Origin of the sequence: Halomonas sp. A29 (assembly GCF_046723295.1) — a bacterium.
Lineage (GTDB): Bacteria > Pseudomonadota > Gammaproteobacteria > Pseudomonadales > Halomonadaceae > Halomonas.
Genome location: NZ_JAXQPR010000005.1, coordinates 273,393 through 299,295 on the forward strand (window position 1 = coordinate 273,393; position 25,903 = coordinate 299,295).

Sequence of the window (25,903 nt, forward strand, 5' to 3'; positions counted from 1 at the left end):
GAAATCATCATGAACCAACCACTCATTGATTCTCCCACTGTTGGGTCTTCCCCCCGGGCCCAGGGATTCACCATGCCGGCGGAGTTCGCCCCCCACGACGCCTGCTGGATGCTGTGGCCCCAGCGGCCCGACACCTGGCGCTATGGCGCCAAGCCGGCCCAGCAAGCCTTTGTCGAAGTGGCCGCTGCCATCGCCGAGAGCGAGACAGTCTACGTCGGGGTCAACGACGATCAGTACGAGAATGCCCGCCATCTGTTGCCCGCCCACATTCGGGTGGTGGAACTCTCCAGCAACGACGCTTGGATGCGTGACGTGGGACCCACCTTCCTGACTCACCCTGACGGTCGTCTGGCCATCGTGGACTGGGAGTTCAATGCTTGGGGAGGCCTGGACGGCGGGCTCTACTTCCCTTGGGACAAGGATCGGCGCATTCGCACCAAGATCGCCGAGATGCTCGGTATTTCACGTTTCGCCGTCCCGGTGGTACTCGAAGGCGGCGCCATTCACGTGGATGGTGAGGGTACCCTGCTGACCACCGAGGAGTGCCTGCTCAACCCCAACCGCAACCCGGATCTGAGCCGCGCCGGGATGGAGCGGGTGCTGGACGACACCCTGGGCATCGACAAGGTCATCTGGCTGCCGCGGGGCTGCCACTTGGACGAGACCGACGGCCACATCGACAACCTGTGCTGCTTCGTCGCCCCCGGCGAGGTGGTGCTGACCTGGTGCGATGACGAGAACGACCCCCAGCACGCCATCAGCCAGGAGGCGCTGGCCGTGCTGGAGTCCGCCACCGATGCCAGGGGCCGCAGACTACGCGTGCACAGGCTGCCCCAGCCGGGTCCGCTGTCTATCGAGGAGGACGAGGCCAGCGGCATCGACCGGCTGAGCAGCTCCCATCCGCGTCGCCCCGGGGATCGCATGGCAGGCTCCTACGTCAACTTCTACATCGGCAACTCGGTGGTGGTCATGCCGCTACTGGATCCGACCCGCGACGGGCACGCCCGCGATATTCTCCAGGGACTGTTTCCTGGCAGGCGAGTGATCGGCGTGCCAGCCCGAGAGATCCTGCTCGGCGGCGGTAACATCCACTGCATCACCCAGCAACAGCCTCGTGCTGTCCCGCAGCTATGGGGGCCAGCTTGTCGGCCGTCGGTCCATGGGGCATGCTAGGGGAAGGTCCGTCCAGACAAGAGGCCAAGCGCAGGAATCCGAAGGGTAAGCGTGTAACGTGACCCCAAGGAGAAGATACGATGTTTGCAAGAGTCTTGATCGGCATGACCTTCGTGGCTGGCATCCTGCCGTTGAGCGTTCTTGCCCAGGAGGATGGCACCACGGACGAACAGGTGGTGGGTGAGGTCGTCGTGGAAGAGAGCGAGCCGGTTTCCCGCGAACAGGCACGGGACGACCTCGACGCGGCCATAGAGCAGAACCCCGAGGCCGCTGTCTTCGGCCTAGAAAGCGCCCGCGAGGCGGTGACCGAAGGCGACGGCCAGGCGGTCAGCGAGACTGCCAGTGATGGGCGCGCGGCTTCGGGTCACGGCAGTGAAACCGCTGCTGGCGTTACCGGGGGCGGTATGGGCAACGCCGGTGCCGCTGGCAGTGGTGGTGGTGCCGGCGGCCGCAACTGAGCCTGTCACTCGTGCTTGCTCTACTATGACAAGGCCGGCCCCATGGGCCGGCCTTGTCATGTCGTCGCCATCGGCACGCCTGTCAGGCAAGCGAAATCCACACGCTCTTGAGCTCGGAGTACTCCTCCAGGCTGTGATGCGACTTGTCGCGGCCATTGCCCGACTGCTTGACCCCGCCGAAGGGCATGGTCTGGTCGCCTCCGGCCCAGTTGTTGACGAACACCTGGCCCGACTGCAGCCTCCGGGTGACGCGCATGATGCGGTCGATGTCCTGACTCCACAGCCCCGCCGCCAGGCCGTAGGGCGTGTCGTTGGCCATCGCGATGGCCTCTTCCTCGCTGTCGAAGCCGAACACCGCCAGTACCGGGCCGAAGATCTCCTCGCGACCGATGGTCATGCCTGGCGTCACGTTGTCGAATACCGTGGGCGGGATGAACAGCCCCGGGCCGTCGATGGCCTTGCCACCGCTGCGCAGTCGTGCGCCCTCCTCCACGCCCTGGCGAATGTAGTCGAGGATACGCCGATGCTGAGTCTCGTCGACGATGGCGCCCATGAAGCTCTGCGGATCCAGCGGATCGCCTGGCTGCATGTTCTCCGCCACCTGCAACACGCGCTCGACGAACTCCTCGCGAATCGTGTTCTCCACCAGCAGCCGCGATCCGGCGATGCATACCTCGCCCTGGTTGTGGAAGATCGCCGCGGCGGCGTGACTCGCTACCCGGTCGAGATCCTTGCAGTCGGCGAAGACGATGTTGGGAGACTTGCCGCCGCACTCCAGGTAGACCCGCTTGAGGTTGGACTGGCCGGCGTACTGCATCAGCTGCTTGCCCACCTGGGTGGAGCCGGTGAAGGCCAGACAGTCCACCTCCATGGAGAGCGCCAGCGCCTTGCCCACGGTGTGGCCGTAGCCCGGCAGTACCTGGAACACCCCGCGCGGGATGCCCGCCTCCTGGGCCAGCTGGGCCAGGCGCAGCGCCGAGAGCGGTGATTTCTCCGAGGGCTTCAATATCACGCTGTTGCCGGCGGCCAGCGCCGGGGCGATCTTCCAGGCGGTCATCATCAGTGGGAAGTTCCACGGCACGATGGCCGCCACCACGCCGATGGGCTCGCGCAGCACCAGTGCCAGGGAGTCCTCGCCGGTGGGCGCCACTTCCCCGTAGAGCTTGTCGATGCACTCGGCCTGGTAGCGAATGCAGGCGATGGCGCCCGCCATGTCGCCCAGCGAACTGGACACCGGCTTGCCCATGTCGAGGGTGTCGATCAGCGCCAGCTCGTGCTTGTTGGCCTCCATCAGATCAGCCAGGCGCAGCAGCACTTTCTTGCGCTTGCCCGGCGCCAGGCGCGACCACGCGCCGCCGGCGAAGGCCTCTCGCGCCGCCGACACGGCACGCGCAGCATCAGGTTCGTCGCAGCTGGCCACCTGGGCCAGAAGCTCGCCGGTGGCGGGGTTACGCGATTCGAAGATGTCGCCGCTCTCGGCAGCGACGAAGGTGTCGGCGATGAAGGCGCGCGACTCGAAAGCGAGCTCCGCGGCCTTGGCTTGCCAGTCGGCCAGTGAACGGGGGGATTGCGTTTGGCTCACGATCGGACTCCTGTACGAGGGTTTCGCTAACCCCTATGTTATTACGTGGCAATTACTTGGCCAGCACGGGTTCCCGGCGGACGGAATGTACTCGACAGGCAGCAGCAAAGCCCTGAAAGATCGCGTGATAAAGCGGATGCTCCTGTGGGCGCCACTCGGGGTGCCACTGCACGGCCAGCGCAAACCCCGGCGCTTCGGCCACCGAGACCGCCTCGATCAGCCCATCCGGCGCCAACGCCTCCACGGCAAGCCCGTTGCCCAACCGCTCTATGCCCTGCTGATGCAGTGAGTTGACCTTGGCATACGGTTGGGGATAAAGCGCCGCCAGGCGACCATCGGGCTGCAACTCGATGTCGTGCGCGGGTGCATAGCGAGTCGCATAGTCGGCTTCCGGTTCACGATGATCACCGAAGCCAGGCACGTTCTGAACCGCCTGGTGCAGTGTGCCCCCATAGGCCACGTTGAGTTCCTGGAAACCCCGGCAAATACCCAGCAACGGCAGGTCACGTGCAATGGCGGCGGGGATCCAGGCCAACGCAGCAGCATCGCGGTGCAGGTCATCGCGGGTGTTCTCCGGCGCACGCTCGGCGCCGTAGCGGGAGGGCTCGACGTTGGAATAGCTGCCGGTCAGCAGCAGGCCATCCAGATGCGCGAGCAGGTCACCATCCATGGCGTCCTGCCACACCGGCAGCACTACCGACGCCAGGCCGTATGCACGTAACGCACTCAGGTACTTGTCGGTCACTACGTGGGCGAGGTGTCTTTCCACCTCACGTCGACAGGCAATGACACCCACCAGGGGTCGGCTCTGCATGACACCTCCAGAATAGAGAATTTTTCAATCAAGCGTGTTGATTAAACTTTCCACTATGAAAAATCAAGAATCCTGCCCGAGGCCTAAAAATCACCTCTTTTCCTTATCAATACTACAAGAAAGCGAAAAAAGACGCACTTTTGACCAAAGGAACACGTAAAGGATTTGACAACAAAGTTATGTCATCGAAAGATAGAAGCAACGTCAAACCCAACGACAATCTACAGGTGCCACCATGCCGTCGCTCAGCGCTGACCAGGCCCGGGTGTTTCTCGAGCGCCATCCCGATATCGACAGCATCGACTTGTTGATCAGCGACCTCAACGGCGTCATGCGTGGCAAGCGCATTCCCCGCGGCAACCTGGACAAGGTCTGCCAGCTCGGCGTCAACCTGCCGGCGTCGGTCTTCGCCCTGGACATCAACGGCCATACCATTGAGACCACCGGGCTGGGGCTGGCCATCGGCGACAGCGACCGGGTGTGTCGGCCTATCGCAGATACCCTGATGCAGACGCCATGGCTGCGCGGCGGGCGCCAGGCGCAGTTGCTGATGACCATGGTCGAACCCGACGAGTCCCCCTTCTTCGCCGACCCTCGCCAGGTACTGTCGCGACAGTTGGAGCGACTACGTCGCCGCGGCCTGACGCCCGTCGTAGCCGTGGAGATGGAGTTCTATCTGCTGGACCGCGAACGCACCCCAGAGGGGCTGATTCAGCCACCCCGTTCACCCCGCAGCGGCGAACGCGCGACCCAGAGCCAGCTCTACTCCATCGGCGAACTCGATGAATATGCCGACTTTCTCGAGGACGTACAGCGCTCGGCACACTGCCAGAACCTGCCGCTGGACACGACGCTCAAGGAGTGTGCCCCAGGCCAGTTCGAGATCACCCTAGGCCACGGCGATGATGTCCTCAAGGCCTGCGACAATGCCGTGTTGCTTAAGCGCCTGATCAAGGGTGTGGCCTTGAACCACGGTTTCGAAGCCACCTTCATGGCCAAGCCTTATGGTCTCGAGGCCGGCAACGGCACTCACGTGCATCTCAGCATGCTTGATGACAGGGGCCGCAACGTCTTCGCCGCAGAGAACGGCGACCCGCTCGGCAGCGAGACCTTGCACCGGGCCGTCGCCGGGATGCTCGACCTGATGCCGGCCGCAATGGCGATCTGTGCCCCCAACCTCAACTCCTTCAGGCGCTTCCAACCAGGCCTCTACGTCCCGATGACGCCCACCTGGGGTTTCGACAACCGCTCCGTGGCCCTGCGCATACCTTCGGGCAGCAACGAGGCACGCCGCATCGAGCACCGGGTCGCCGGTGCCGACGTCAACCCTTACCTCTTGCTGGCCGTACTGCTGGCCAGCATCGAGCATGGTGTCGGCCAGCAGTTGATACCGCCCGTGCCCGTCGAAGGCAATGCCTACGAGCAGTTCGAGCCCACGCTGGCCAACAGTTGGCATCAGGCTCTCGAGCTGTTCGAAGCAAGCGAACCGCTGCGGGACGCCTTGGGCAGTGACTTCGTCCACGTCTTCGTCGCCAACCGGCGGGCCGAACGTGAACAGGCCATGCAGACGGTGAGTCAGCTGGAGTACAGTTGGTACCTGCGCCACGTCTAGAAAACTCCGCGCTACGCTTTCCCGGGCGAATCGCTACGCTTCATCTTCTTTGACGACTTGATCACTACTTCACTGGAACGACATCGCCCCGACCTGGGCCGGGGCGTGTGGTATACCGGGGTTCCGTCAGCCGTCGGTGCTGGCCAGCGGCAGGTCCCAGCGTGGCTGGCCTTCCTCGAGCAGCACTCGGTTGCCCTGGGGCCGATGATCGAGGCGCGCCACATCGCTCACCTCGCCATGACGCCAGGTCACGTCATAGCCGACGGTTTCCTCGGAACTGTCCATAACCGTATGGCACTGGCGCTGCGTGGTGGCATAGGTCTGGGTCTGGTTGGCCTCGACGCGCCCCTGGATCTCACGCCCAGCGAACCCACCACCAACCGCCCCTGCCACGGTGGCAAGCGTCTTGCCGCTGCCGCCACCTACCTGATTGCCTAGCAGGCCACCTACCACGGCACCCGCGGCGGTACCGGCGATACGGTGCGGGTCGCGGCTGGGCGCCTGGACTTGCTGATGCACCACCACGTCCTCGCACACCTCGCGAGGCGTCTCGACGCTGCGCGTCACCGGCTGCACCGCCACGACTTCGGCGAACTGAGGGCCGCTCTCGACCGGCTCTGCACCTTGCTGCACCTGCCAGGCGCCGAAAGCCAAGCCACCCAGGCCCAGCACGCTCAATGTCGTTCCGATCACGATCGACTTGTTCATGACACTCCTCCTGCAGGGCGATATGCCGCCCCGGGCTTATAAGACTCGGCTCGATACGATGTGCAAGAGAAGAGACGTGAAGAGCGGCGATTCCGTGCCACCCGGTAGATGATCTCAGTATACGCTGCGGCTGGCTTGGATTAAGCGCAGCGCAGCGGTTTCCACATTTTCTGACCCGGTGTCCGCCATTGGCGACATTTACCAGCCGAGCCGATCCCGCATTGCATAGTACCAGGCGCCAAGCGCCGAAAGCGGCACGCGCAGCAGCCGTCCACCGGGAAACGGCAGGTGCGGCAGACCGGCGAAGGCATCGAAGCGCCCGCTCTCCCCGCGCATCACCTCGGCAATCAATTTTCCGGCGAGGTGCGAGCAGGTCACTCCATGGCCCGAGTAGCCCTGGGCGTAATAAACGTTATCGTTGAGCCTGCCGAACTGAGGCAGTCGGTTGAGCGTCATCAGGAAATTACCGCTCCAGGCAAAATCGATGCGCACGTCGCTCAACTGCGGAAAGGTCTTGAGCATCTTGGGGCGAATCACCGCAGCGATATCGGCCGGATCCTGGCCCCCGTAGTTGACCCCACCGCCATAGAGCAGACGGCCATCGGCGGTAAAGCGGTAGTAGTCGAGCAGATAATTGCAGTCCTCCACCGCCATGTCGTTGGGTATCAGCTCGCGGCGCTGCGTCTCCGGCAGCGGTTCGGTGGTGATGATCTGGGTACCGCAGGGCATCGACTTGCTTTCCAGCTCCGGCAGCACCCCTTGCAGATAGGCGTTGCCGGCCATGACCACGCGCCGAGCGCGTACGCTGCCACGCGGCGTACGCAGCGTGACCGTCTCACCATGTTGCACACCGGTGACCGGCGTCTGTTCGTAGATGACGCCACCCAGCGACTCGCAGGCCGCCGCCTGGCCGAGCACCAGGTTGAGCGGATGCAGATGCCCGCCGGAGTGATCCACCAGCGCACCGACATAGCGATCGCTTGCGACCTCGCGCTTGAAAGCATCGCCCTCCAGCAGCTCCAAGTCGTGATGTCCGTAGCGTTCCCATAGCGCCTTGTGCTCGCGCAGCCCCTCGAGCTGCTTGTGATTGCAGGCGGCGAAGAGATTGCCCTCCTTGAGGTCGCAGGCGATATCGTACTGGGCGATGCGGCTGCGTATGATGCGGTTGCCCTCGAAGGCCATGTCGCCCAGCGACCGGGCAGTGTCGGCGCCGTATCGGGCCTCGATCACGTCCATGTCGCGGCTGTAGCTGTTGACGATCTGCCCGCCGTTGCGCCCCGAGGCGCCGAAACCCACCCGGGCGGCCTCCAGCACCACGACTTCATGCCCCTGTTCGGCAAGGTGCAGTGCCGACGAAATCCCCGTAAAACCCGCTCCGACCACACACACGTCGCATTCGATGTCAGCTTCCAGAGCGGCACGCTCGGGCGACGGGTTGGCCGTGGCGGCATAGTAGGACGCCACATGCTCGGTGGCGGCACTGGTCGACATAGCGATACCTCGCACGCAAAAAGAACGAAAAATAGGGGTTAACGGCCCGCCGTCATATCTTGCAACATCGCCTGCCGTCGCCTCGCCTCGCTACGCCGCATCAAATACCAGGCCAGGAACGTGGCCAACGACACCGCCAGGATGATCAACGTGGCCAAGGCGTTGATCTTGGGCGAGACCCCCAGGCGCACCGAAGAGAACACCACCATCGGTAGCGTGGTAGCACCCGGCCCCGAAACGAAGCTGGCGATCACCAGGTCGTCCAGCGACAGGGTGAAGGCCAGCAGCCAGCCCGCCGCCAGCGCCGGTGCGATCACCGGCAGGGTGATCTGAAAGAAAGTGCGCACCGGCCTGGCACCCAGGTCCATGGCCGCCTCCTCGATGGAGAGGTCCACCTCACGCAGGCGCGAAGCCACCACTACCGCCACGTAGGCACTGCAGAAGGTGGTGTGGGCGATCCAGATGGTGACCATGCCGCGGTCCGTCGGCCAGCCGATGGTCTGCGCCATGTGCACGAACAGCAGCAACAGCGACAGCCCCGTGATCACCTCGGGCATCACCAGCGGCGCGGTGACCATGCTCGAGAGCGCAGTCTTGCCGCGGAAGCGGGTGAAACGCACCATCACGAAGGCGGCCAGCGTGCCCAGGCACACCGCCATGGAAGCGGAAAAGAAGGCGATCCGCAGGCTGGTCCATACCGCCGAGAGAATCTGCTGGTCGCGAAACAGCTCCACGTACCAGCGTGCAGAGAACCCCGCCCATACCGTCACCAGGCGCGATGAATTGAACGAGTAGATCACCAGGATGATCATCGGCAGGTAGAGAAACACCAACCCGGCAATCAGCATCAGCGTGGTGAAGGATGGCTTGCGCATGGTCACTCCTCCAGCTCACGGGATTGATAGCGGTGAAACAGGGCAATGGGCACGATGAGGATCGCCAGCATCACCATCGCCAGCGCCGAGGCCACCGGCCAGTCACGATTGTGGAAGAACTCCTCCCATAGCACCTTGCCGATCATCACGGTATTGGGGCCGCCAAGCAGCTCGGGAATCACGTACTCCCCCACCGCCGGGATGAACACCAGCATCGAGCCAGCAATGATGCCGCCCTTCGATAGAGGCAAGGTCACGCGGAGAAAGGTGTTGAACTTGCGCGAGCCAAGATCCGAAGCCGCTTCCAGCAGCGAGGTATCGAGCCGGGTCAGGTTGGCGTAGAGCGGCAGCACCATGAACGGCAAGTAGGCATAGACGATGCCGAGGGTCACGGCGAAGTTGGTATTGAGCATACGGATCGGCGAATCGATCAGCCCCACCCAGATCAGCAGATTGTTGACCAGGCCGTTGTTGCTGAGGATGCCCATCCAGGCGTAGACGCGAATGAGGAACGAAGTCCACGACGGCAGCATCACCAGCAGCAGCAACACCAACTGCCAGTGGGAAGGCGCCCGAGCCATGGCATAGGCCATGGGATAGCCGAGCGCCAGGCACAGCACGGTGGCCAGCAGGGCGATCTTCACCGAACCCCAGTAGGCCGAGACATAGAGCGTGTCGGTGGTCAGGAACAGGTAGTTGCTGAACGTCACGACCACGTTCAGCGTCTCGTTGGCGTAGTCGAAGATGGCGCCGTAGGGCGGTATCGAGATGGCGGCCTCGGAGAGACTGATCTTGAGCACGATGCCGAACGGCAGCAGGAAGAACAGGATCAGCCACAGCAGCGGTACGGCGATGACCCAGCCACGGCCAGGCTTGAACAAACGCCGCAGACGAACGGAAACATTGGACATATCGATCTCCCGGCGAGCCGTCCGGGTGTGCTGGCTGGCCCGCGCTCTGTCAGTCGTGCAGGCTCGCTCAGTCGTGCAGGATGACCGCGCTCTGGTCGTCCCAGTGAACGAAGACCGCCTCGTCCCAGCGCGGTCGATCGCCGCGTCGCTCGGTATTGGCCATGCTGGCCTTGACCAGTTGGCCACTCTCGAGTCTCACGTAATAGACCGAGAAGCCTCCGAGATAGGCGATGTCTTCGACGATGCCGGCCGACCAGTTGAACTCGACGGGAGGTGGCTCGCGGGTCAGACAGGTCTTCTCCGGACGCACGGCAACCCACACCCGGCGCTCGTCGGCCTGGGTACTGACCCCATGGCCGATACGGATAGCGCGGCCAAGCGAGGGGCTGTCGATGATGCAGTGGTCGGTCTCGTCGACCACGATCTCGCCCTCGAACAGGTTCACCGTACCGACGAATTCCGCCACCATGCGGTTGGCCGGGCTCTCGTAGACATCGATGGGAGTGCCCACCTGGACGATCCAGCCGTCGGCCATGATCGCCACCCGGTCGGCCATGGTCATGGCCTCCTCCTGGTCGTGGGTGACCATGATGCAGGTCACCCCGACCCGCTCGAGGATCTGCACTACCTCGAGCTGCATCTCCGTGCGCAGCTTCTTGTCCAGTGCCCCCATCGGCTCGTCGAGCAGCAGCAGCTTCGGCCGCTTGGCCAGCGAACGCGCCAGGGCCACACGCTGGCGCTGACCGCCGGAGAGCTGGTGCGGCTTGCGCCTGGCGTATGCTTCCATGTGCACCAGCTTGAGCATCTCCGCCACGCGCTCTTCGATCTCCCGGCGCGGCAGCTTGTCCTGCTTGAGTCCGAAGGCAATGTTCTGCGCCACCGTCATATGGGGAAACAGCGCATAGGACTGGAACATCATGTTGATCGGCCGCTCATAGGGCGGCATGGTGGTGATGTCCTCGCCATCGAGCACGATCTGCCCTTCGCTGGGCTTCTCGAAGCCGGCCAGCATGCGCAATAAGGTCGACTTGCCCGAACCGGAACCACCCAGCAGCGCGAAGATCTCGCCGCGGCGAATCGACAGGCTGACATCGTCCACCGCCAGTACGCCGTCGAAGCGCTTGCTGACGCGACGGATTTCCATCAGCGCCTCACCGTGGGCAGGCCGCGGCTTGCCCACCATGCCGTCGGTAGCTGGCGGGCGCTCGACGGTTCTTCGCGACGCATCGGCAGCTTGTGTCCAGGATTGCGGCATCTCAATTTCTCCTGTGGCAAACAAGAGCTCATCAGCGTTCACTGCCGGCCCCGCAAGGCCGGCTCGGAGAATCAGATGCCGGACTTCACCCGGTTCCATACCCGGGTGCGCACGCGCTGTACGGCCAAGGGCTTTTCTTCCTGCACGAACAGGTTATCCATCACTTCCTGATCGGGATAGATGGCCGGATTGTTGAGAATGTCTGGATCGAGAAACTCGTTGGCGGCGATGTTGGGGTTGGCATAGACCACGTATTCGGTGATGCCGGCGGCTATCTCGGGCTCGAGGATGAAGTTGATGAAAGCATGGGCATTGTCGGGGTTCGGTGCGTCAGCAGGGATCGCCATCATGTCGAACCACAGCGCCGCGCCCTCCTTGGGAATGATATAGTCGATGGTGAAATCGCGCCCGGCCTCCTCGGCCCTGTCGGCAGCCTGGAAGACATCGCCTGAATAGCCTGCCGCCACGCAGATGTCGCCGTTGGCGAGATCCGAGATATAGCGCGAGGAGTGGAAGTAGGTAATGTTGTCGCGCACCGCGGCAATCAAGTCACCGGCCGCCTCGATGTCCGCGGATTCGCTCGACAGCGGCGAGAGACCCAGGTAGGCCATACCGGCGGAAAGCATGTCATCGCCGGTGTCGAGCATAGCGATACCGCAGCCGCCCGCGCGCAGGGCGCTGGTGATATCGGGATCGAAGATCAGCGCCCAGGAATCGAGAGGCGCATCCTCGCCGAGGATCTCCGTGACCCGCTCGACGTTGTAGCCGATGCCATTGGTGCCCCACATGTAGGGAATGGAATAGCGGCTGCCCGGATCGACGGATTCCAGGTCGTCCATCAACTCGGGGTTGAGATTCTCCATGTTGGGGAGCTTGTCGTGGTCGAGCTCCTGGTAGACACCTGCGCTGATCTGTCGGGTCAGGTAGTGGTTGGAGGGCATCACCACGTCATAACCGGAGCGGCCCGAAAGCATCGCGGCGTCGAGCACCTCGTTACTGTCGTAGACGTCGTAGATCACGCGAATGCCGGTGGCTTCGGTGAACTTCTCCAGGGTATCCGGCGCGATATAGTCCGACCAGTTGTAGACCCGCACCTCGTTGGCCTGGGCAGCGCTGACGGCCACGGCCAGCGAGCCCAGCGCAATGGCCTGCGACAGCTTGCGTTGACATGACATGATGACACCTCGTGTTTGCATTGTTGTCGTAAGCCCGGCCACGATACCGACCGGACGTCTTCCCCTGCCTTCCACATGGCCCGGCGCAATGTGCACCAGGCCTGACGGCAACGCTCGCCGCCCAAAGAGCCACCAGTGCCCTGCGCCTGGGCCTCCTTCTTGTGGGCTCCAGGCGCAGGAAACTAGACGCTCAGCAGCAGGAACTCCCTCTCCCACGAACTGATGACCTTCTTGAAATTCTCGTTCTCCACCCGCTTGACCGCGACGTAGCCGGTAACGAATCGATGGCCCATGTAGCGCTCCAGCTCGCTGCAGCTCTCCATCCGCTCCAAGGCCTGCTCGAGGGTGAACGGCAGGCGCAGGTTGCGCCGCTCGAATGCCCGCCCCTGCACCGGCGCGGAGGGGTTGAGCTGCTGCACCATACCCAGGTAGCCACATAGCAGGCTCGCCGCAATGGCCAGGTAGGCATTGGCATCCGCGCCGGGCAGGCGGTTCTCGATGCGCCGGTTCTGTGGCGACGAATCGGGAACCCTGAGCCCACAGGTGCGATTCTCCACGCCCCACTCCACGTTGACCGGCGCCGAGGTGTCGGGCAGAAAACGGCGGAATGAGTTGACGTTGGGCGCCATCAGCGGCAGCGCCTCGGGAATGAACCGCTGCATGCCGCCGATATGATGCAGGAACAGCTGGCTCATGGAGCCATCCTCGTTGGCGAACACGCTCTTGCCGGTGGTCGCATCCAGCACGCTCTGGTGAATGTGCATGGCGCTGCCGGGCTCGTTGGTGATCGGCTTGGCCATGAAGGTGGCCACCACGTCGTGCTTGAGTGCCGCCTCGCGCAGGGTGCGCTTGAACAGGAACACCTGGTCGGCCAGCATCAGCGGGTCACCGTGACGGAAGTTGATTTCCATCTGGGCGGTGCCCTCTTCATGGATCAGGGTATCGATGTCGAGCCCCTGGACCTCACACCAGTCGTACATGTCTTCGAAGAGGGGGTCGAACTCGTTGGCCGCATCGATGGAGAACGACTGTCGACCCGTTTCCTGACGCCCACTCCGGCCGATGGGCGGCAGCAGCGGCAGGTCGGGGTCCTCACAGCGCTTGGTCAGGTAGAACTCCATCTCCGGCGCCACCACCGGCTTCCAGCCCTGCTCGGCATAGAGCGCCAGCACTCGTTTCAACTGGTTGCGAGAGGAGAGCTCGATGGGATTGCCCATCTTGTCATAGCAGTCGTGGATCACCTGGGCGGTGGGTTCCAGCGCCCAGGGCACCGGATAGACCGCGGAGATATCGGGCCGGCAGAGCATGTCGATATCGGCGGGATCGAGCAGCGAATAATAGAGTTCGTCCTCGACGTAGTCGCCGGTCACGGTCTGCAGCAGCACGCTTTCGGGGAGACGCATGCCCTTCTCGGCCATGAACTTCGACACGGGCGTGATCTTGCCACGGGCGATGCCGGTGATATCGCTGACCAGGCACTCCACCTCGGTGATGCGTCGCTCCTTCAGCCAGCTTTCCAGGTCTTTCATGGGAACCTCATTGCGGCCCGTCCCGGGCGCCATGTTCGTTATAGTCGGTCGCGCAGCTTGTAGAAAGTGGTCGCCAGCACCAACAGTGGCGTGCGCAGGCGCTCACCCCCAGGGAAGCGGCGATGGGGCATGGCGGCAAAGATGTCGAAGCGCTCGCTCTGCCCGGCGATGGCCTCGCCGACCAGCTTTCCTGCCAGCCCGGCCAGCGCCATGCCATGCCCCGAATACCCTTGGGCATAGTAGACATTGTGGCCAAGGCGGCCGAAGTCCGGCGCACGGTTGAGCGTGATCGCCACGTCGCCGCCCCAGCGGTAGTCGATGCCCACGCCTTCGAGCACCGGGAACAGGCGTGCAATCTTGGCGTCCATGCGCTGCTGCAACCCGCGCGGCTCTCGGCCATCGTAGCTGACTTCACCGCCATAGATCAGCCGCTTGTCGGCTGAAAGGCGGTAGTAGTCGAGTACGAAGTTGGCATCGGACAGGGCATCGTTTCTTGGCAGCACCTGGACCGCCCGCTCTTCGCCCAGCGGCTCGGTGGCGACGATGTAGTTGGCCGCACGCATGACGCGACCCTCCAGCTCCGGCAACAGTCCCCCCAAATACGCATTGGCGCCTACCACCACGAAATCGGCCGCGACCTCGCCGCGTTCGGTTACCACGGTGGCGGGCTGGCCGCGCCTGATCGTCAAGGCCGGGCTGTGCTCGTGAATCTCCACGCCGGCCAGCTGGGCCGCTCGCGCCAGCCCCAAAGTATAATTGAGCGGGTGCAGGTGGCCGCCTTCACTCTCATGGAGCGCCCCCGGGTATGCAGCAGTCGCCACCCGCTCGCGCAGCGCAGCGCCTTCGAGCCAGACGAGCGCCTCGTAGCCGTAATCGCGGGCCAGGCGCTCCTGGAAATGGCGCAGCTCACGCACGTGGCGCGACTTCACCGCTGCGTGCAGGTATCCCCAAGTGAGGTCGCAGGGAATCCCATGGCGCTCGATGAGTTCGGCGGTCAGACGCACCGCCTCGCGGCTCAGCTCCCAGACATCTCGGGCGCGCTCGCGCCCCAGTGCCTGCTCCACGGTAGCGATGTCGGTGCCCAACCCGGGCAGGATCTGGCCGCCGCTGCGGCCGGAAGCGCCGAACCCGATCTCATGGGCTTCGAGCAGCACCACCGAGTAACCCCGCTCGGCCAGATGCAGCGCTGCGGAGCAGCCGGTGATACCGCCCCCGATCACACAGACATCGACCCGTCGCTGCCCATCCAGCGGCGGACAAGTCCGCTCGAGGCGTACCGCGATCGAATCGCGGTAGTAGGATGCGGGACTGTCGATCTGGGCCATACAGCGTATTCCTGAAGCGATGAACCGTCTTATCGAATTCGATCAGTCTGGCATCAAACCGCCAGTGCATGTCAAGTATTCAATAACGACCTTATCCGTTCCAGCACGCCAAAGAAACCCTCGACAAGCGACATGAAAGGCATAGCCACGCCTTTAACCACCTCTGCCATAGAGCTCTCAACATGGCTTGGCGCCGTAACCGACAGCTCAAACATGTCAATTAATGACCACCAAAAATGGCAAGAGCGGTATCAACCCGGCTGGCTACGGCAAACGAGCCGACGCTTCTTGTGCAAAATGAAGGCATGCAGCCGGTATCGCAAGGGCAAGAGATACCTGCCCCCTCAGCGCGAGGCGCAGACCGAACAAGCAGGGTCACGCGGCACCTGATAGTGACGCCACTGCCCTGTCAGGGCATCGAAGGTGGAAAGCCCACGATGAGGGGTACCGGCACCGCTGAGAAGCTTGACCGCCTCCAGTGCCTGGAAGCAGCCTATCAACCCCACCAGGGGCGCTACCACACCGCTCTCGGCACAGCGCAGCTCCTCGTCACCGCCCTCTCCCGGGGGATAGAGACAGGCGTAGCAAGGTGATGCCACATCGCGCGGGTCGAACACGGTCAGTTGCCCCGAGAATCGAATCGCCGCTCCCGATACCAGCGGCACCCCGGCGCGCTGGCAGGCCGCATTGATGGCATAGCGGCTGGAGAAGCGGTCGGTACAATCGAGTACCAGGTCGACCTTCTCCACCAAGGCGTCGAGCGCGTCGCCCGAGAGGTGCTCCTCGACCACGCGAATCTCGCAGCCCGGATTGAGCTCCGTGGCGGAATCGCGGGCGGAGCGCGCCTTGTTGCGTCCCAGGTCGGCCATGCCGTGGGCGATCTGGCGCTGCAGGTTGGAGAGTTCCACCTCGTCGGCATCGGCCAGGGTCAAGTGCCCTACCCCGGCGGCGGCCAGATAGAGCGCCACCGGCGAACCCAGCCCACCGGCGCCCACCACCAGCGCATGCGAGGCCAGCAGGCGCTCCTGCCCGTCGATGTCGATGGCCTCCAGCATGATCTGTCGGCTGTAGCGCAGCAGCGCCTCGTCGTTCATTGCCATTACTTGTCTTCGAGCTCCTCGATGTCGGGCACGTAGAGAGAAAACTCCTCCTTGACCTCCTCCATCACCACGTAGCTCTTCGACTCCTTGACCCCGGGTAGGGTCAGCACCACGTCACCGAGCAGCTGTCGGTATGCGGACATCTCGGGGATCCGGCACTTGAGGATGTAGTCGAACTGGCCCGAGACCAGGTGACACTCCTGGATCTGCGGCAGGCGGGAAACGGCGCGACGAAATTCGTCGAAGACTGCCGGCGATTGGGTCTCGAGGCTGATCTCGACGAACACCAGCAGGTTGGCCTTGAGCGAGCGGGGGTCGAGGATGGCCTTGTAGCCGCGTATGACGCCGGACTTCTCGAGGCGCTTGACGCGCTCCAGGCACGGCGTGGTGGAGAGCCCGACCTGAGCAGCCAGGTCGACGTAGGAGATGCGGGCGTTGTCCTGCAGGCATCGCAGGATCTTGAGATCGATACGGTCGAGCGAGCGGGTCTTGGTTTTCATTGTCGTGTCGTGGGAAGCCGAGTCAGAGTGAGTGAAGCGTCGCCATGACAGCAGATCGACCTGAAAAAGCGCGGAAATCAGGCCCGGTGCTGGTGTTCGGTCGCACAAACATGCCGACATTTGGAATTATTTCCTGAACAGATGTACCACAGCCTCCATGCCCCCTCCAATATGCTTCCCTCAACGCTGGTATGGCCGCTGCCCGAAGGTGACCCGCTCCTGTCCACCCAGGTCTCGTCGGGTAGCCACCGCGCTAAAGCCACCCGCCTCGAGCAGGCCGCGAACGGCGGCCGCCTGATCGTGGCCATGCTCCAGGGCAAGCCAGCCTCCCGGCAGCAGGTGGGCCATGCCCCGTTCGGCGATGTGGCGCAGGTCGGCCAGGCCGGCGTCAGCCGCGACCAGCGCGCTCCTTGGTTCGAAGCGCACGTCGCCCTGCGTCAAGTGCGGGTCCTGCGCATCGATATAGGGCGGGTTGGCCGCGATCAGGGTGAAACGCTCCTCTACCAGGTCAGCAAACCAGTCGCTGAGCTGAAAGCGAGCGTTGGCGATGCCCAACCGCCGGGCATTCGTTTCGGCCAGCGCTACCGCTTCGGGCATCCGGTCGACGCCGAGCGCTTGCCAGGCGGGGCGCTCGCTGGCAAAGGCCAGCGCAATGGCACCGGTACCCGTCCCAAGATCGAGCAGCCGGCCCGCCGGCTCGGTGGCGAGCCCGAGCAGCACCTCCACCAGGGTTTCGGTATCGGGGCGTGGAATCAGGGTATGTGGCGAAGTGGCGAGGGCAAGCCCCCAGAACTCACGCTCACCCGTGAGGAAGGCCACGGGGCGGCCCGCCGACCGGGCGGCGATCAGGGCCTCGAAGCGGGCCCGCCGGAAGGTCTCTGCCGACCTGTCTCCCCAGGTATAGAGCCAGGTGCGATCGACACCCAGCACATGGCAGAGCAGCACTTCGGCATCGAGGCGCGGGCTGGCAGAACCCGACTGGGCCAAACGCTCGGCAGCCCACACCAGCAGCGCATCGAGACGCATCAGGCTTCCTGCTGCAACGCCGCCAACTGCTCGGCCTGGTGCTCGTGGATCAGGGGATCGAGAACCTCGTCGAGCTCACCGGTCATGACCTCACCAAGCTTGTAGAGGGTGAGGTTGATGCGGTGATCGGTCACCCGCCCCTGGGGGAAATTGTAGGTTCGGATGCGCTCGCTGCGGTCACCCGAGCCGACCAGGCTGCGGCGCGTATCGGCCTGCTCGCGCTGGCGGCTCTCCACGGCGCTCTGCTTGAGCCGGGCTGCCAGCAGCGACATCGCCTTGGCCCGATTCTTGTGCTGGCTGCGCTCCTCCTGGCATTCCACCACCACCCCGCTGGGCAGGTGGGTAATGCGGATCGCCGAATCGGTAGTGTTGACGTGCTGACCGCCGGCGCCGCTGGAACGGAAGGTGTCCACCCGCAGGTCGGCGGGATTGATGTCGACGTCAGCGAGCTCATCGGCCTCCGGCATGACCGCCACGGTACAGGCGGAAGTGTGGATCCGCCCCTGGGACTCCGTCGCCGGCACCCGCTGTACGCGGTGGGCACCCGACTCGAACTTCAGCCGGGCATAGACCCCCTCCCCCTTCACCCGCGAGATGAGCTCCTTGTAGCCGCCCTGCTCGCCGTGGCTGGCACTGATCACCTCGACCTTCCAGCCTTGCTTCTCGGCGTAGCGGGAGTACATGCGGAACAGGTCGCCGGCAAACAGCGACGCTTCGTCGCCACCGGTACCAGCACGAATCTCGAGAAAGACGTTGCGACCGTCGTCGGGATCGCGCGGCACCAACAGCTGCTTGAGGCGCACCTCCAGCTCCTCCAGCCGCTCCCGCCCCTCTTGCAGCTCCATCTGGGCCAGCTCGCGCATTTCGGCATCGTTGTCTTCGGCCAACTGTGCAGCGTCTTCGAGATCGCTCTCGACCGCCCGGTAGTCGCGCCAGGCCTCGACCAGGTGCTCGAGTTCGGAATATTCGCGGGAGTAGTCGCGGAAACGAGGCTGATCGCTGATCACCTCGGGCTCCGCCAGCAAGGCGGCGAGCTCCTCGAAGCGCTCGACGAAGCCATCGAGACGCTGGCGCAGGGTCGCTTTCATGGCGTGTCCTGTCAGGGTTTAGTTGATGTGGAATCGAGCAGCAGCGCCTCGGCGGCGGTGAGCAGATCGCGCCGTTCGCCACCCGATGCCTCGCGCAGGGCCACAGTGGGCCGATGCAGAAGACGATTGGTGAGCTGGTGGGCCAACAGGCGAACCACTTCTTCGGGATTCTCTCCTCGCGCCAGTTTTGCCAATGCCTGACGCTCGGAGTATTCGCGCAGCTCGGCCGCCTGGTCGCGGTAGCGGCGAATCAGCTCCCCGCTGCTGCGGATGCGCCGCTCGTGCAGCCAGACATGCACGCCATGCTCGATCAGCGCCTCCGCCTGGTCTGCAGCCGCCTGGCGATGGCGGCGGTTTTCCTGGATCACCTCGTTGAGGTCGTCGACGGTGTAAAGGAAGATGTCGTCCAACTCGCCGACTTCGGGCTCGATGTCCCGCGGCACCGCAATGTCGACCATGAAGATCGGTCGATGGCGGCGCTTCTTCAGCGCCCGCTCCACCATGCCCTTGCCGACTATCGGCAGCGGTGCAGCGGTGGAGGAAATGACGATGTCGGCACGGGCCAGGGCGTCAGGGATCTCGTTGAGCGAGATCGCCTCGGCGTTGAACTCGCCGGCGAGCACTTCGGCACGCTCCCGGGTGCGGTTGGCCACGATCATGTTGCGCACGCCGGCCTCACGCAGGTGCCGGGCCACCAGCTCGATGGTTTCCCCGGCGCCAACCAACAACGCCCGCGAGCGTCCGAAATCGTCGAAGATCCGGCTGGCCAGGCTGACCGCTGCATAAGCCACCGAGACCGGATTCTGGCCGATGCCGGTACGGGTACGCACCTGCTTGGCCACCGAGAAAGTGTGCTGGAACAGCAGCTCCAGCTCACCACCCAAGCCACTCGCCTGGCGCGCCGACTGGTAGGCTTCCTTGAGCTGGCCGAGTATCTGGGGCTCGCCCAGCACCATCGAATCCAGCCCCACGGCAACGCGCATCAGGTGACGCGCGGCATCGTTGTCCAGGTAGTGATAAGCACAGGAAGTGAGCTCCTCGAGCGCCAGCCCATGGAAGTGGCTCAACCAATCGAGGATGATACGCTCGCCACTCGGCTCGGTGACGCAATAGAGCTCCGTACGGTTGCAGGTCGAGAGCACCGCCGCTTCGTGCACCTGCGAAAGCTGGCGCAGCTCGGTCAACGCCGACTCCAACTGAGCGGGGGTGAAGGCGACCCGCTCGCGCACCGCGACATTGGCCGTCCTGTGGTTGATTCCAAGGGCAAGGAGCGTCATGCGTTAAGCGTCTTCGGTGATGTCGGCCGGCGGCACCGTAAATGAAAAAAACGTCTCTGCGGCGCTGCATTCTATCACAGCCTTTCCAACTCAGCGCCAGGCCCGCAGATCCGGCAATTGACGTGCGACAAGGCAGGGCGCATTCGCCGCTCCGCATCGCCGACGCAGCGATCCCTTTGCCCATGGGCTGCTAGCCGGTATGCTGGCACCTCGGGACACCGGATGAGATACGCATGCCCTCGACGCTGATACGCTCTTCACGCCAGGGACTGGCAGTGCTTGGCCTGACCGCTCTGCTGGGTGGTTGCCAAGGCCTGACTTCCTCCCCTTTTGCCACGTCTCAAGAAGACCCCATGGCCTCGGCGCCTCCCATTGAGCGCGGGCTGGACGCGGAGGGGCTGGCCACGTTGCTGACGGCCGAATTCGCGGGGCAGCGCGGCGATTATCGCCGCGCCACGTTGGGCTACCTGGCCATGGCCGAACGCTACAACGCGGCACAGCTGGCAGAGCGCGGCACACTGGCGGCGCGCTTCAGCAACGACATCCTGCTGCTCGATCAGGCCGTGAACACCTGGCACGAGATCGACCCTGCCGCGGAGGCGCCGCTGCGCCTGCTCGCTGGCCTGGCCCTGCAGCGCAACGATTGGGCGACGGCACTGGACAAACGGCTGACGCTGGTGGAACAGGGGCTGCACGGCGAGCTGGCGCTGTTCGCCGAACTCGCCCTGGAGTCAGGCACCGATCCGATTCCCTTGCGTGAGCGGCTGCGTGAGCACCTCGAACATGGCGGGACCGGAACTCACCCTCACCATTACGACGCCGTACTGGCTACGGCTATTCTCGAGGCAGCCACGGGCCAGCGCCAGCAAGCTGAAAGACGCCTGGACCTGCTCGCCCGCAATCACTCGGAGCTGCCCGCGCTGTGGCTGACGCGGGCCCACTTGGCCCTGGAAGCCAACAACCCGCGCCAAGCCCGCGAGGCCGCCCGCCGCGGCCTCGAGGTCTCGCCCGGCGACCCGCGCTTCCTGCTGCTGCTGGCCCAGGCCGAGCTGATGCTGGGCAATGTCGCCGCCGCCGAGGAGCACACCTCGACCCTGCTCAACGAGCACGTCGGCAATCAGGAGTTGCAGATCTCGCTGGCCCGCCTCTATCTCGAGGACAGCCACCTGGATGCGGCCCGGCGCCTGCTGCTGCCGCTGGTTGGCAGCGACGAACCCCCTCCCACCGCCTTCTACCTGATGGGTACCATTGCCGAGGAAGAAGGCGAAGTCGACAATGCCCTGCTCTACTACCGACAAGTGGCACCCGGCAGCGATTTCCTGCGCGCCCGCCTGCGTGCCGCCCAGATGTTGATCGAGGATGATCGACTGCTCGATGCCCGCGCCTTCCTGCGTATCGAGCGCCTGCGCCATGAATCGCGCTTCAGCGAACTGGTCGCCCTGGAGGTGGAACTGCTCGACCAAGCCGGGCTGCATGCCGAAGCCGACACCCTGCTCAACCGCGAGCTCGCGCGCACCCCCAACGACGAGCCGTTACTCTATCTGCGCGCCATGCGCGCCTGGGCGAACGATGACATCGAGGCCATGGAGCGAGACCTGGGCCGCATCATCGAAGCCAACCCGGAGAACGCCTCAGCCCTCAATGCGCTGGGCTACACGCTGGCGGACCTCAACGTCGAGGGGCGCCTGGAAGAGGCCCGCGAGCTCATCGAACGCGCCCATGAGCTCGAACCCGGCAGCCCTGCCATCATGGACAGCCTGGGCTGGGTCTACTATCGGCTGGGCGATCCTGAACGCGCCCTGCCATGGCTGGAGCGCGCCTATGCCGGCATGCCCGACCAGGAGATCGCTGCCAACCTGGCGGAAGTCCTATGGGTGCTGGAGAAGCATGACCAGGCTCGCAGAGTGGTCGAGCAAGCCATGAGCCAATTCGATGAACACCCGCGCATCGATGCGCTTCTCGAACGCATTCCCGAACTGGCCCCCTGATCATCCACAGTCAACGAGACGATGCCATGAGACGTCCTATTTCCGCGATACGATGGTTTGCCGTGAGTCTCACCCTTGCCCTGCTGGCTGGCTGTGCCACCCCGGGCACGGCGCCGGACGGCCAACGCACGGCCGACCAATGGGAGGCCCAGCAAGAGCGCCTGGAAGCCCTGGACACCTGGATTCTGGTCGGTAAGGCCGGGTTGCGCACGCCCCAGGAGTCGACCAGCGCCAATCTCGACTGGAGCCAGCACCCCCATTATTACCGCATGCTGATCAGCGGCCCCTTCGGCAGCGGGCGCAACCTGCTGGAAGGTCGCGAGGGGCGCTTCTCGCTGACCAACTCCGAAGGACGCTTCGAGGCTTCGACCCCCGAGGCCCTGATGCAGCAGCAACTGGGCTGGTCGCTGCCTGTCAGCTCGCTGGCCGACTGGATTCGAGGCCTGCCCGCCGGCCACAGTCGCTACCAGCTCGATCGTGATGAACGAGGCTTCCCCCAACAACTCGAGCAGGATGGCTGGCAAATCGTTTATCGCGACTGGGTCGAAGTCGAGTCGCTGTGGCTGCCACGGCGCCTGATCATGGAGTACGACGACCTGCGCGTAACGCTGGTCGTCACGGAGTGGCGCCCCGTCGTTGATGACTGAACCGTTGATGGCCGAATCGACGAACGAGCTCCTCCTGCCGGCGCCGGCCAAGCTCAACCGCATGCTGCACATCACCAGTCGCCGGGCAGACGGCTATCATGAGCTGCAAACGCTGTTCCAGTTTCTCGATCATGGCGACACCCTGCGGTTGCGGCGCAGGGAGGATGGCGAGATACGGCTGACCCCGCCCCTTGCCGGGCTGGCCGACAACGACAACCTGATCGTGCGGGCGGCCAGGCTGTTGCAGGACGAGACCGGCTGCCGCCTGGGGGCCGACATCCAGCTGACCAAGCGCCTGCCCATGGGGGGCGGCCTGGGCGGCGGCAGCAGTGACGCCGCCACTACGCTGCTCGGCCTCGACCGCCTGTGGCAACTCGAGCTCTCGCTCGACCGACTGGCGGAGTTCGGCCTGCGCCTGGGCGCCGATGTACCGGTGTTCGTCCGAGGTCGTGCCGCCTGGGCCGAAGGCGTAGGCGAACGGCTCACACCGGTGGAACTCGACACCCCCTGGTTCGTGGTCGTGCACCCCGGCATCGAGGTCGCCACCGCCGCGGTGTTCGGAGCGGCGCAATTGACACGTAACACTCCCCCGATTACCATGGCGCGCGCACTGCAGGGGGGAGCGCCCAGCTGGCGCAACGACTGCGAGCCAACGGTCAGGTTACTCTATCCGCAAGTCGCCGAAGCGCTCGACTGGCTTGGCAGCCGGGCACCCGCCATGCTGACGGGAACCGGCGCCTGCCTCTTCGCTCGGCTCGACTCAGAGGCCGCAGCGAGGCGTCTATTGGCCGACCTGCCGGACCGCTATACTGCCTTCACGGCCCGCGGCTTGAACCTCTCCCCGCTACATGCTGCTCTAGGTCGATGAACATGATGCCAGCGAGCGCCCGACCCGAAATGCCGCGGCTGCGTCCGTGGCACCCTGACTCATCGCCAACAGAGCTCCCCAACACTGCATAGGTGGATGCGCGTGTCAAAATTGATGGTTTTTGCCGGGAATGCCAATCCCGAACTCGCCCAGAAAATCGCCGAGAGTCTCGATACTCGCATGGGGAATGCCACGGTCGGGCAGTTCAGCGATGGCGAGATCGCGGTCGAGATCAACGAGAACGTTCGCGGCAAGGACGTCTTCATTCTGCAGTCCACCTGCGCACCGACCAACGACAACCTGATGGAATTGATCCTGATGGTTGACGCCCTGCGCCGGGCCTCGGCCACCCGGATAACCGCTGTGGTGCCCTACTTCGGCTATGCGCGCCAGGACCGCCGGGTGCGCTCCGCCCGGGTGCCGATCTCGGCCAAGGTGGTGGCAGACATGATGGTCAAGGCCGGCGTCGACCGGGTGATGACCATGGACCTGCACGCCGACCAGATTCAGGGCTTCTTCGACGTGCCGGTGGACAACGTCTACGGCTCGCCAATCCTGCTCGATGATATCGAGCGCCAGAACTACGACGACCTGGTGGTGGTTTCACCCGACGTTGGCGGCGTAGTGCGGGCCCGCGCCATCGCCAAGCAGCTCAACGCCGACCTCGCCATCATCGACAAGCGCCGCCCACAGGCCAACCAGGCCCAGGTGATGCACATCATCGGCGAGATCGAGAACCGCACCTGCGTGGTGGTAGACGACATGATCGATACCGCCGGCACCCTATGCAAGGCCGGCGACGCGCTCAAGGAGCATGGCGCCCGCCGCGTGGTGGCCTACGCCACCCACCCGATCCTGTCGGGCCCGGCGGTGGAGAACATCACCGGCTCGGTACTCGACGAGGTGGTCGTGACCGACACCATCCCGCTGTCCGACGTCGCCCGTCGCAGCGGCAAGATCCGTCAACTCAGCGTGGCCGGCTTGATCGCCGAGGCGATCCGTCGCGTCAGCAATGAAGAATCCGTCAGCGCCATGTTCCACTGAGACTCTCAGCAAGAACAGGGCATCGGAGTAGTGCCCCCACGGGGGCTTTCGGGAACGTCGCGATCAGGTCGCGGGTCGCACGTCTCCCTTACATTCAGCAAGAGGCAACAACATGTCCGATTTCACACTCAATGCCAGCGCTCGTAACGACCTGGGGAAAGGTGCGAGCCGCCGCCTGCGTCGTGCGAACATTCAGGTGCCGGCCATCGTCTACGGCGGTGACAAGGCTCCCCAGCCGATCTCTCTCGACAAGGCCCCGTTCTACAAGGCCATCGAGGACGAAACCTTCTTCTCCTCGGTGCTCAACCTGGTCATCGACGGCAAGAAGGAGCAGGTCGTGGTGCGTGACCTGCAGCGTCACCCGTACAAGCCGCTGATCACCCATGCCGACTTCATGCGCGTGGATGCCACTCACGAGATCACCATCAACGTTCCGCTGCACGTGGTGGGCGAAGAGAAGTGCAAGGGCATCAAGGACCAGGGCGGTGAGCTGCATGTGCTCTCCAACGAGATCCAGATCAGTTGCCTGCCGAAGGACCTGCCCGACTTCCTCGAAGTCGACATCACCGATGTCGAGATGGGCACCACGCTGCACCTCTCCGACCTCAAGCTGCCGGCCGGTGTCACCCTGGTCGAACTCACCCACGGTGCAGATCATGACAACGCCGTGCTGAGCATCAGCAAGCCGAAGGGCCACAGCGAAGCTGCTGAAGGCGAAGAAGGCGAAGAAGACGAAGGCAGCGCCGAGTAAGCGCGCTGCTGTCGGGGCCGCCTTCCGGGCGGCCCTTCTTTCCGACCCGATCAAGCGCTGCGGCGCTTGTTTTTGTTTGGAGACCCCGCATGCCGCAGATCAAGGCGATCATCGGACTGGGCAACCCCGGTGACGACTATGCCGCCACGCGCCACAATGCCGGCGCCTGGCTGGTGGAGATACTGGCTCGCCAGGCCGGCACCGAACTGCGCCCGGAGAAGAAGTTCCTCGGCCTCTACGCCAAGGTGCTGCTCGAGGGCCAGGAACTGCACCTGCTCGAACCCACCACCTTCATGAATCGCAGCGGTGGAGCCGTCGCGGCCCTTTGCCAGTTCTACAAGATAGCCCCTGACGAACTGCTGGTGGTTCACGACGAGCTGGACATCCCTCCCGGCACTGCCCGCTACAAGCAGGGCGGCGGGCACGGTGGCCACAACGGTCTGCGCGACATCATCAGCGCGCTGGGTGCCAAGGATTTCAATCGCCTGCGCATCGGCATCGGCCACCCCGGCGACTCCCGCCAGGTGACGAACTACGTGCTGGGGCGCCCTGGCAAGGCGGAGCTCGAAGCGATCGGGGCCGCGCTCAATGAGTGCCTGGTGACGCTACCGCTCGCCGCATCGGGCGAATGGGCCCGCGCCATGAGCCGGCTACACAGTTTCTCAGGCTGATCCAGCTCCAAGGCTGAGCTAGAATAGCGCCCGTT

The 25,903-nt window shown here is 64.2% G+C and carries 24 protein-coding genes; 9 read left to right on the top strand and 15 right to left on the bottom strand.

What is annotated here, in order from left to right:
• Positions 1 to 9: 9 nt before the first annotated feature.
• Complete coding sequence (gene aguA / locus SPH52_RS11675; protein WP_411795193.1) at positions 10 to 1,173, top strand: agmatine deiminase; 1,164 nt, start codon at positions 10 to 12, stop codon at positions 1,171 to 1,173.
• Between the two features lie 80 nt (positions 1,174 to 1,253).
• Positions 1,254 to 1,631 carry a hypothetical protein gene (locus tag SPH52_RS11680; RefSeq protein WP_411795194.1) on the top strand — a complete coding sequence of 126 codons (378 nt, stop codon included), beginning with the start codon at positions 1,254 to 1,256 and terminating at the stop codon, positions 1,629 to 1,631.
• A gap of 82 nt (positions 1,632 to 1,713) precedes the next feature.
• On the opposite strand, the gene SPH52_RS11685 is transcribed toward SPH52_RS11680, so the two are convergent.
• The gene (locus SPH52_RS11685; protein ID WP_411795195.1) at positions 1,714 to 3,213 is read right to left on the bottom strand and encodes an aldehyde dehydrogenase; all 1,500 of its coding nucleotides are present in this window, start codon (positions 3,211 to 3,213) and stop codon (positions 1,714 to 1,716) included.
• Positions 3,214 to 3,265: 52 nt separating this feature from the next.
• Complete coding sequence (locus SPH52_RS11690; RefSeq protein ID WP_411795196.1) at positions 3,266 to 4,027, bottom strand: gamma-glutamyl-gamma-aminobutyrate hydrolase family protein; 762 nt, start codon at positions 4,025 to 4,027, stop codon at positions 3,266 to 3,268.
• A 235-nt stretch (positions 4,028 to 4,262) separates the two neighbouring features.
• Here SPH52_RS11690 and SPH52_RS11695 point away from each other — a divergent pair, with 235 nt between their 5' ends.
• Entirely contained in the window at positions 4,263 to 5,639 is a 1,377-nt protein-coding gene (locus tag SPH52_RS11695; protein WP_411795197.1) for a glutamine synthetase family protein, read from the top strand.
• 126 nt (positions 5,640 to 5,765) lie between these two features.
• On the opposite strand, the gene SPH52_RS11700 is transcribed toward SPH52_RS11695, so the two are convergent.
• The 13 genes from SPH52_RS11700 to hemA form a co-directional block, all read right to left on the bottom strand.
• Positions 5,766 to 6,347, bottom strand: a complete 582-nt coding sequence (locus tag SPH52_RS11700; RefSeq protein WP_411795198.1) for a glycine zipper 2TM domain-containing protein — start codon at positions 6,345 to 6,347, stop codon at positions 5,766 to 5,768.
• 198 nt (positions 6,348 to 6,545) lie between these two features.
• Entirely contained in the window at positions 6,546 to 7,838 is a 1,293-nt protein-coding gene (locus tag SPH52_RS11705; protein ID WP_411795199.1) for an NAD(P)/FAD-dependent oxidoreductase, read from the bottom strand.
• Between the two features lie 38 nt (positions 7,839 to 7,876).
• Entirely contained in the window at positions 7,877 to 8,713 is an 837-nt protein-coding gene (locus SPH52_RS11710; RefSeq protein ID WP_411795200.1) for an ABC transporter permease subunit, read from the bottom strand.
• A 2-nt stretch (positions 8,714 to 8,715) separates the two neighbouring features.
• Positions 8,716 to 9,624 carry an ABC transporter permease subunit gene (locus tag SPH52_RS11715; protein ID WP_411795201.1) on the bottom strand — a complete coding sequence of 303 codons (909 nt, stop codon included), beginning with the start codon at positions 9,622 to 9,624 and terminating at the stop codon, positions 8,716 to 8,718.
• A gap of 67 nt (positions 9,625 to 9,691) precedes the next feature.
• Positions 9,692 to 10,807, bottom strand: coding sequence for a polyamine ABC transporter ATP-binding protein (gene potA, locus SPH52_RS11720; protein ID WP_411795341.1), 1,116 nt, complete (start codon positions 10,805 to 10,807; stop codon positions 9,692 to 9,694).
• A 143-nt stretch (positions 10,808 to 10,950) separates the two neighbouring features.
• Entirely contained in the window at positions 10,951 to 12,054 is a 1,104-nt protein-coding gene (locus SPH52_RS11725; RefSeq protein ID WP_411795202.1) for a polyamine ABC transporter substrate-binding protein, read from the bottom strand.
• A gap of 182 nt (positions 12,055 to 12,236) precedes the next feature.
• Positions 12,237 to 13,583: a glutamine synthetase family protein gene (locus SPH52_RS11730; protein WP_411795203.1), complete on the bottom strand. Its 1,347-nt coding sequence runs from the start codon at positions 13,581 to 13,583 to the stop codon at positions 12,237 to 12,239.
• Positions 13,584 to 13,621: 38 nt separating this feature from the next.
• Positions 13,622 to 14,908, bottom strand: a complete 1,287-nt coding sequence (locus SPH52_RS11735) for an NAD(P)/FAD-dependent oxidoreductase (protein ID WP_411795204.1) — start codon at positions 14,906 to 14,908, stop codon at positions 13,622 to 13,624.
• Between the two features lie 344 nt (positions 14,909 to 15,252).
• On the bottom strand, positions 15,253 to 16,002 hold the full coding sequence (locus tag SPH52_RS11740) for a HesA/MoeB/ThiF family protein (protein WP_411795342.1): 750 nt from the start codon (positions 16,000 to 16,002) through the stop codon (positions 15,253 to 15,255).
• Between the two features lie 5 nt (positions 16,003 to 16,007).
• Complete coding sequence (locus SPH52_RS11745) at positions 16,008 to 16,508, bottom strand: Lrp/AsnC ligand binding domain-containing protein (protein WP_411795205.1); 501 nt, start codon at positions 16,506 to 16,508, stop codon at positions 16,008 to 16,010.
• 180 nt (positions 16,509 to 16,688) lie between these two features.
• The gene (gene prmC, locus SPH52_RS11750; protein ID WP_411795206.1) at positions 16,689 to 17,534 is read right to left on the bottom strand and encodes a peptide chain release factor N(5)-glutamine methyltransferase; all 846 of its coding nucleotides are present in this window, start codon (positions 17,532 to 17,534) and stop codon (positions 16,689 to 16,691) included.
• Positions 17,534 to 18,622: a peptide chain release factor 1 gene (prfA, locus tag SPH52_RS11755; RefSeq protein WP_411795207.1), complete on the bottom strand. Its 1,089-nt coding sequence runs from the start codon at positions 18,620 to 18,622 to the stop codon at positions 17,534 to 17,536. Before prfA ends, prmC begins: the two co-directional genes overlap by 1 nt.
• Before the next feature lie 11 nt (positions 18,623 to 18,633).
• Positions 18,634 to 19,899 carry a glutamyl-tRNA reductase gene (gene hemA / locus SPH52_RS11760; protein ID WP_411795208.1) on the bottom strand — a complete coding sequence of 422 codons (1,266 nt, stop codon included), beginning with the start codon at positions 19,897 to 19,899 and terminating at the stop codon, positions 18,634 to 18,636.
• 233 nt (positions 19,900 to 20,132) lie between these two features.
• Here hemA and SPH52_RS11765 point away from each other — a divergent pair, with 233 nt between their 5' ends.
• The 6 genes from SPH52_RS11765 to pth all read left to right on the top strand — a co-directional run bounded on the left by SPH52_RS11765 (position 20,133) and on the right by pth (position 25,868).
• Complete coding sequence (locus SPH52_RS11765) at positions 20,133 to 21,887, top strand: tetratricopeptide repeat protein (RefSeq protein WP_411795209.1); 1,755 nt, start codon at positions 20,133 to 20,135, stop codon at positions 21,885 to 21,887.
• Between the two features lie 26 nt (positions 21,888 to 21,913).
• Positions 21,914 to 22,534: a lipoprotein insertase outer membrane protein LolB gene (gene lolB, locus SPH52_RS11770; RefSeq protein ID WP_411795210.1), complete on the top strand. Its 621-nt coding sequence runs from the start codon at positions 21,914 to 21,916 to the stop codon at positions 22,532 to 22,534.
• Positions 22,535 to 22,541: 7 nt separating this feature from the next.
• On the top strand, positions 22,542 to 23,402 hold the full coding sequence (gene ispE / locus SPH52_RS11775) for a 4-(cytidine 5'-diphospho)-2-C-methyl-D-erythritol kinase (protein ID WP_411795211.1): 861 nt from the start codon (positions 22,542 to 22,544) through the stop codon (positions 23,400 to 23,402).
• Between the two features lie 102 nt (positions 23,403 to 23,504).
• Positions 23,505 to 24,446 (top strand): ribose-phosphate pyrophosphokinase, encoded by a 942-nt coding sequence (locus tag SPH52_RS11780; RefSeq protein ID WP_176342835.1) that lies wholly within the window; start codon positions 23,505 to 23,507, stop codon positions 24,444 to 24,446.
• Between the two features lie 112 nt (positions 24,447 to 24,558).
• Positions 24,559 to 25,197, top strand: coding sequence for a 50S ribosomal protein L25/general stress protein Ctc (locus SPH52_RS11785; protein ID WP_411795212.1), 639 nt, complete (start codon positions 24,559 to 24,561; stop codon positions 25,195 to 25,197).
• An 89-nt stretch (positions 25,198 to 25,286) separates the two neighbouring features.
• Entirely contained in the window at positions 25,287 to 25,868 is a 582-nt protein-coding gene (pth, locus tag SPH52_RS11790) for an aminoacyl-tRNA hydrolase (RefSeq protein WP_411795213.1), read from the top strand.
• Positions 25,869 to 25,903 lie beyond the last annotated feature (35 nt).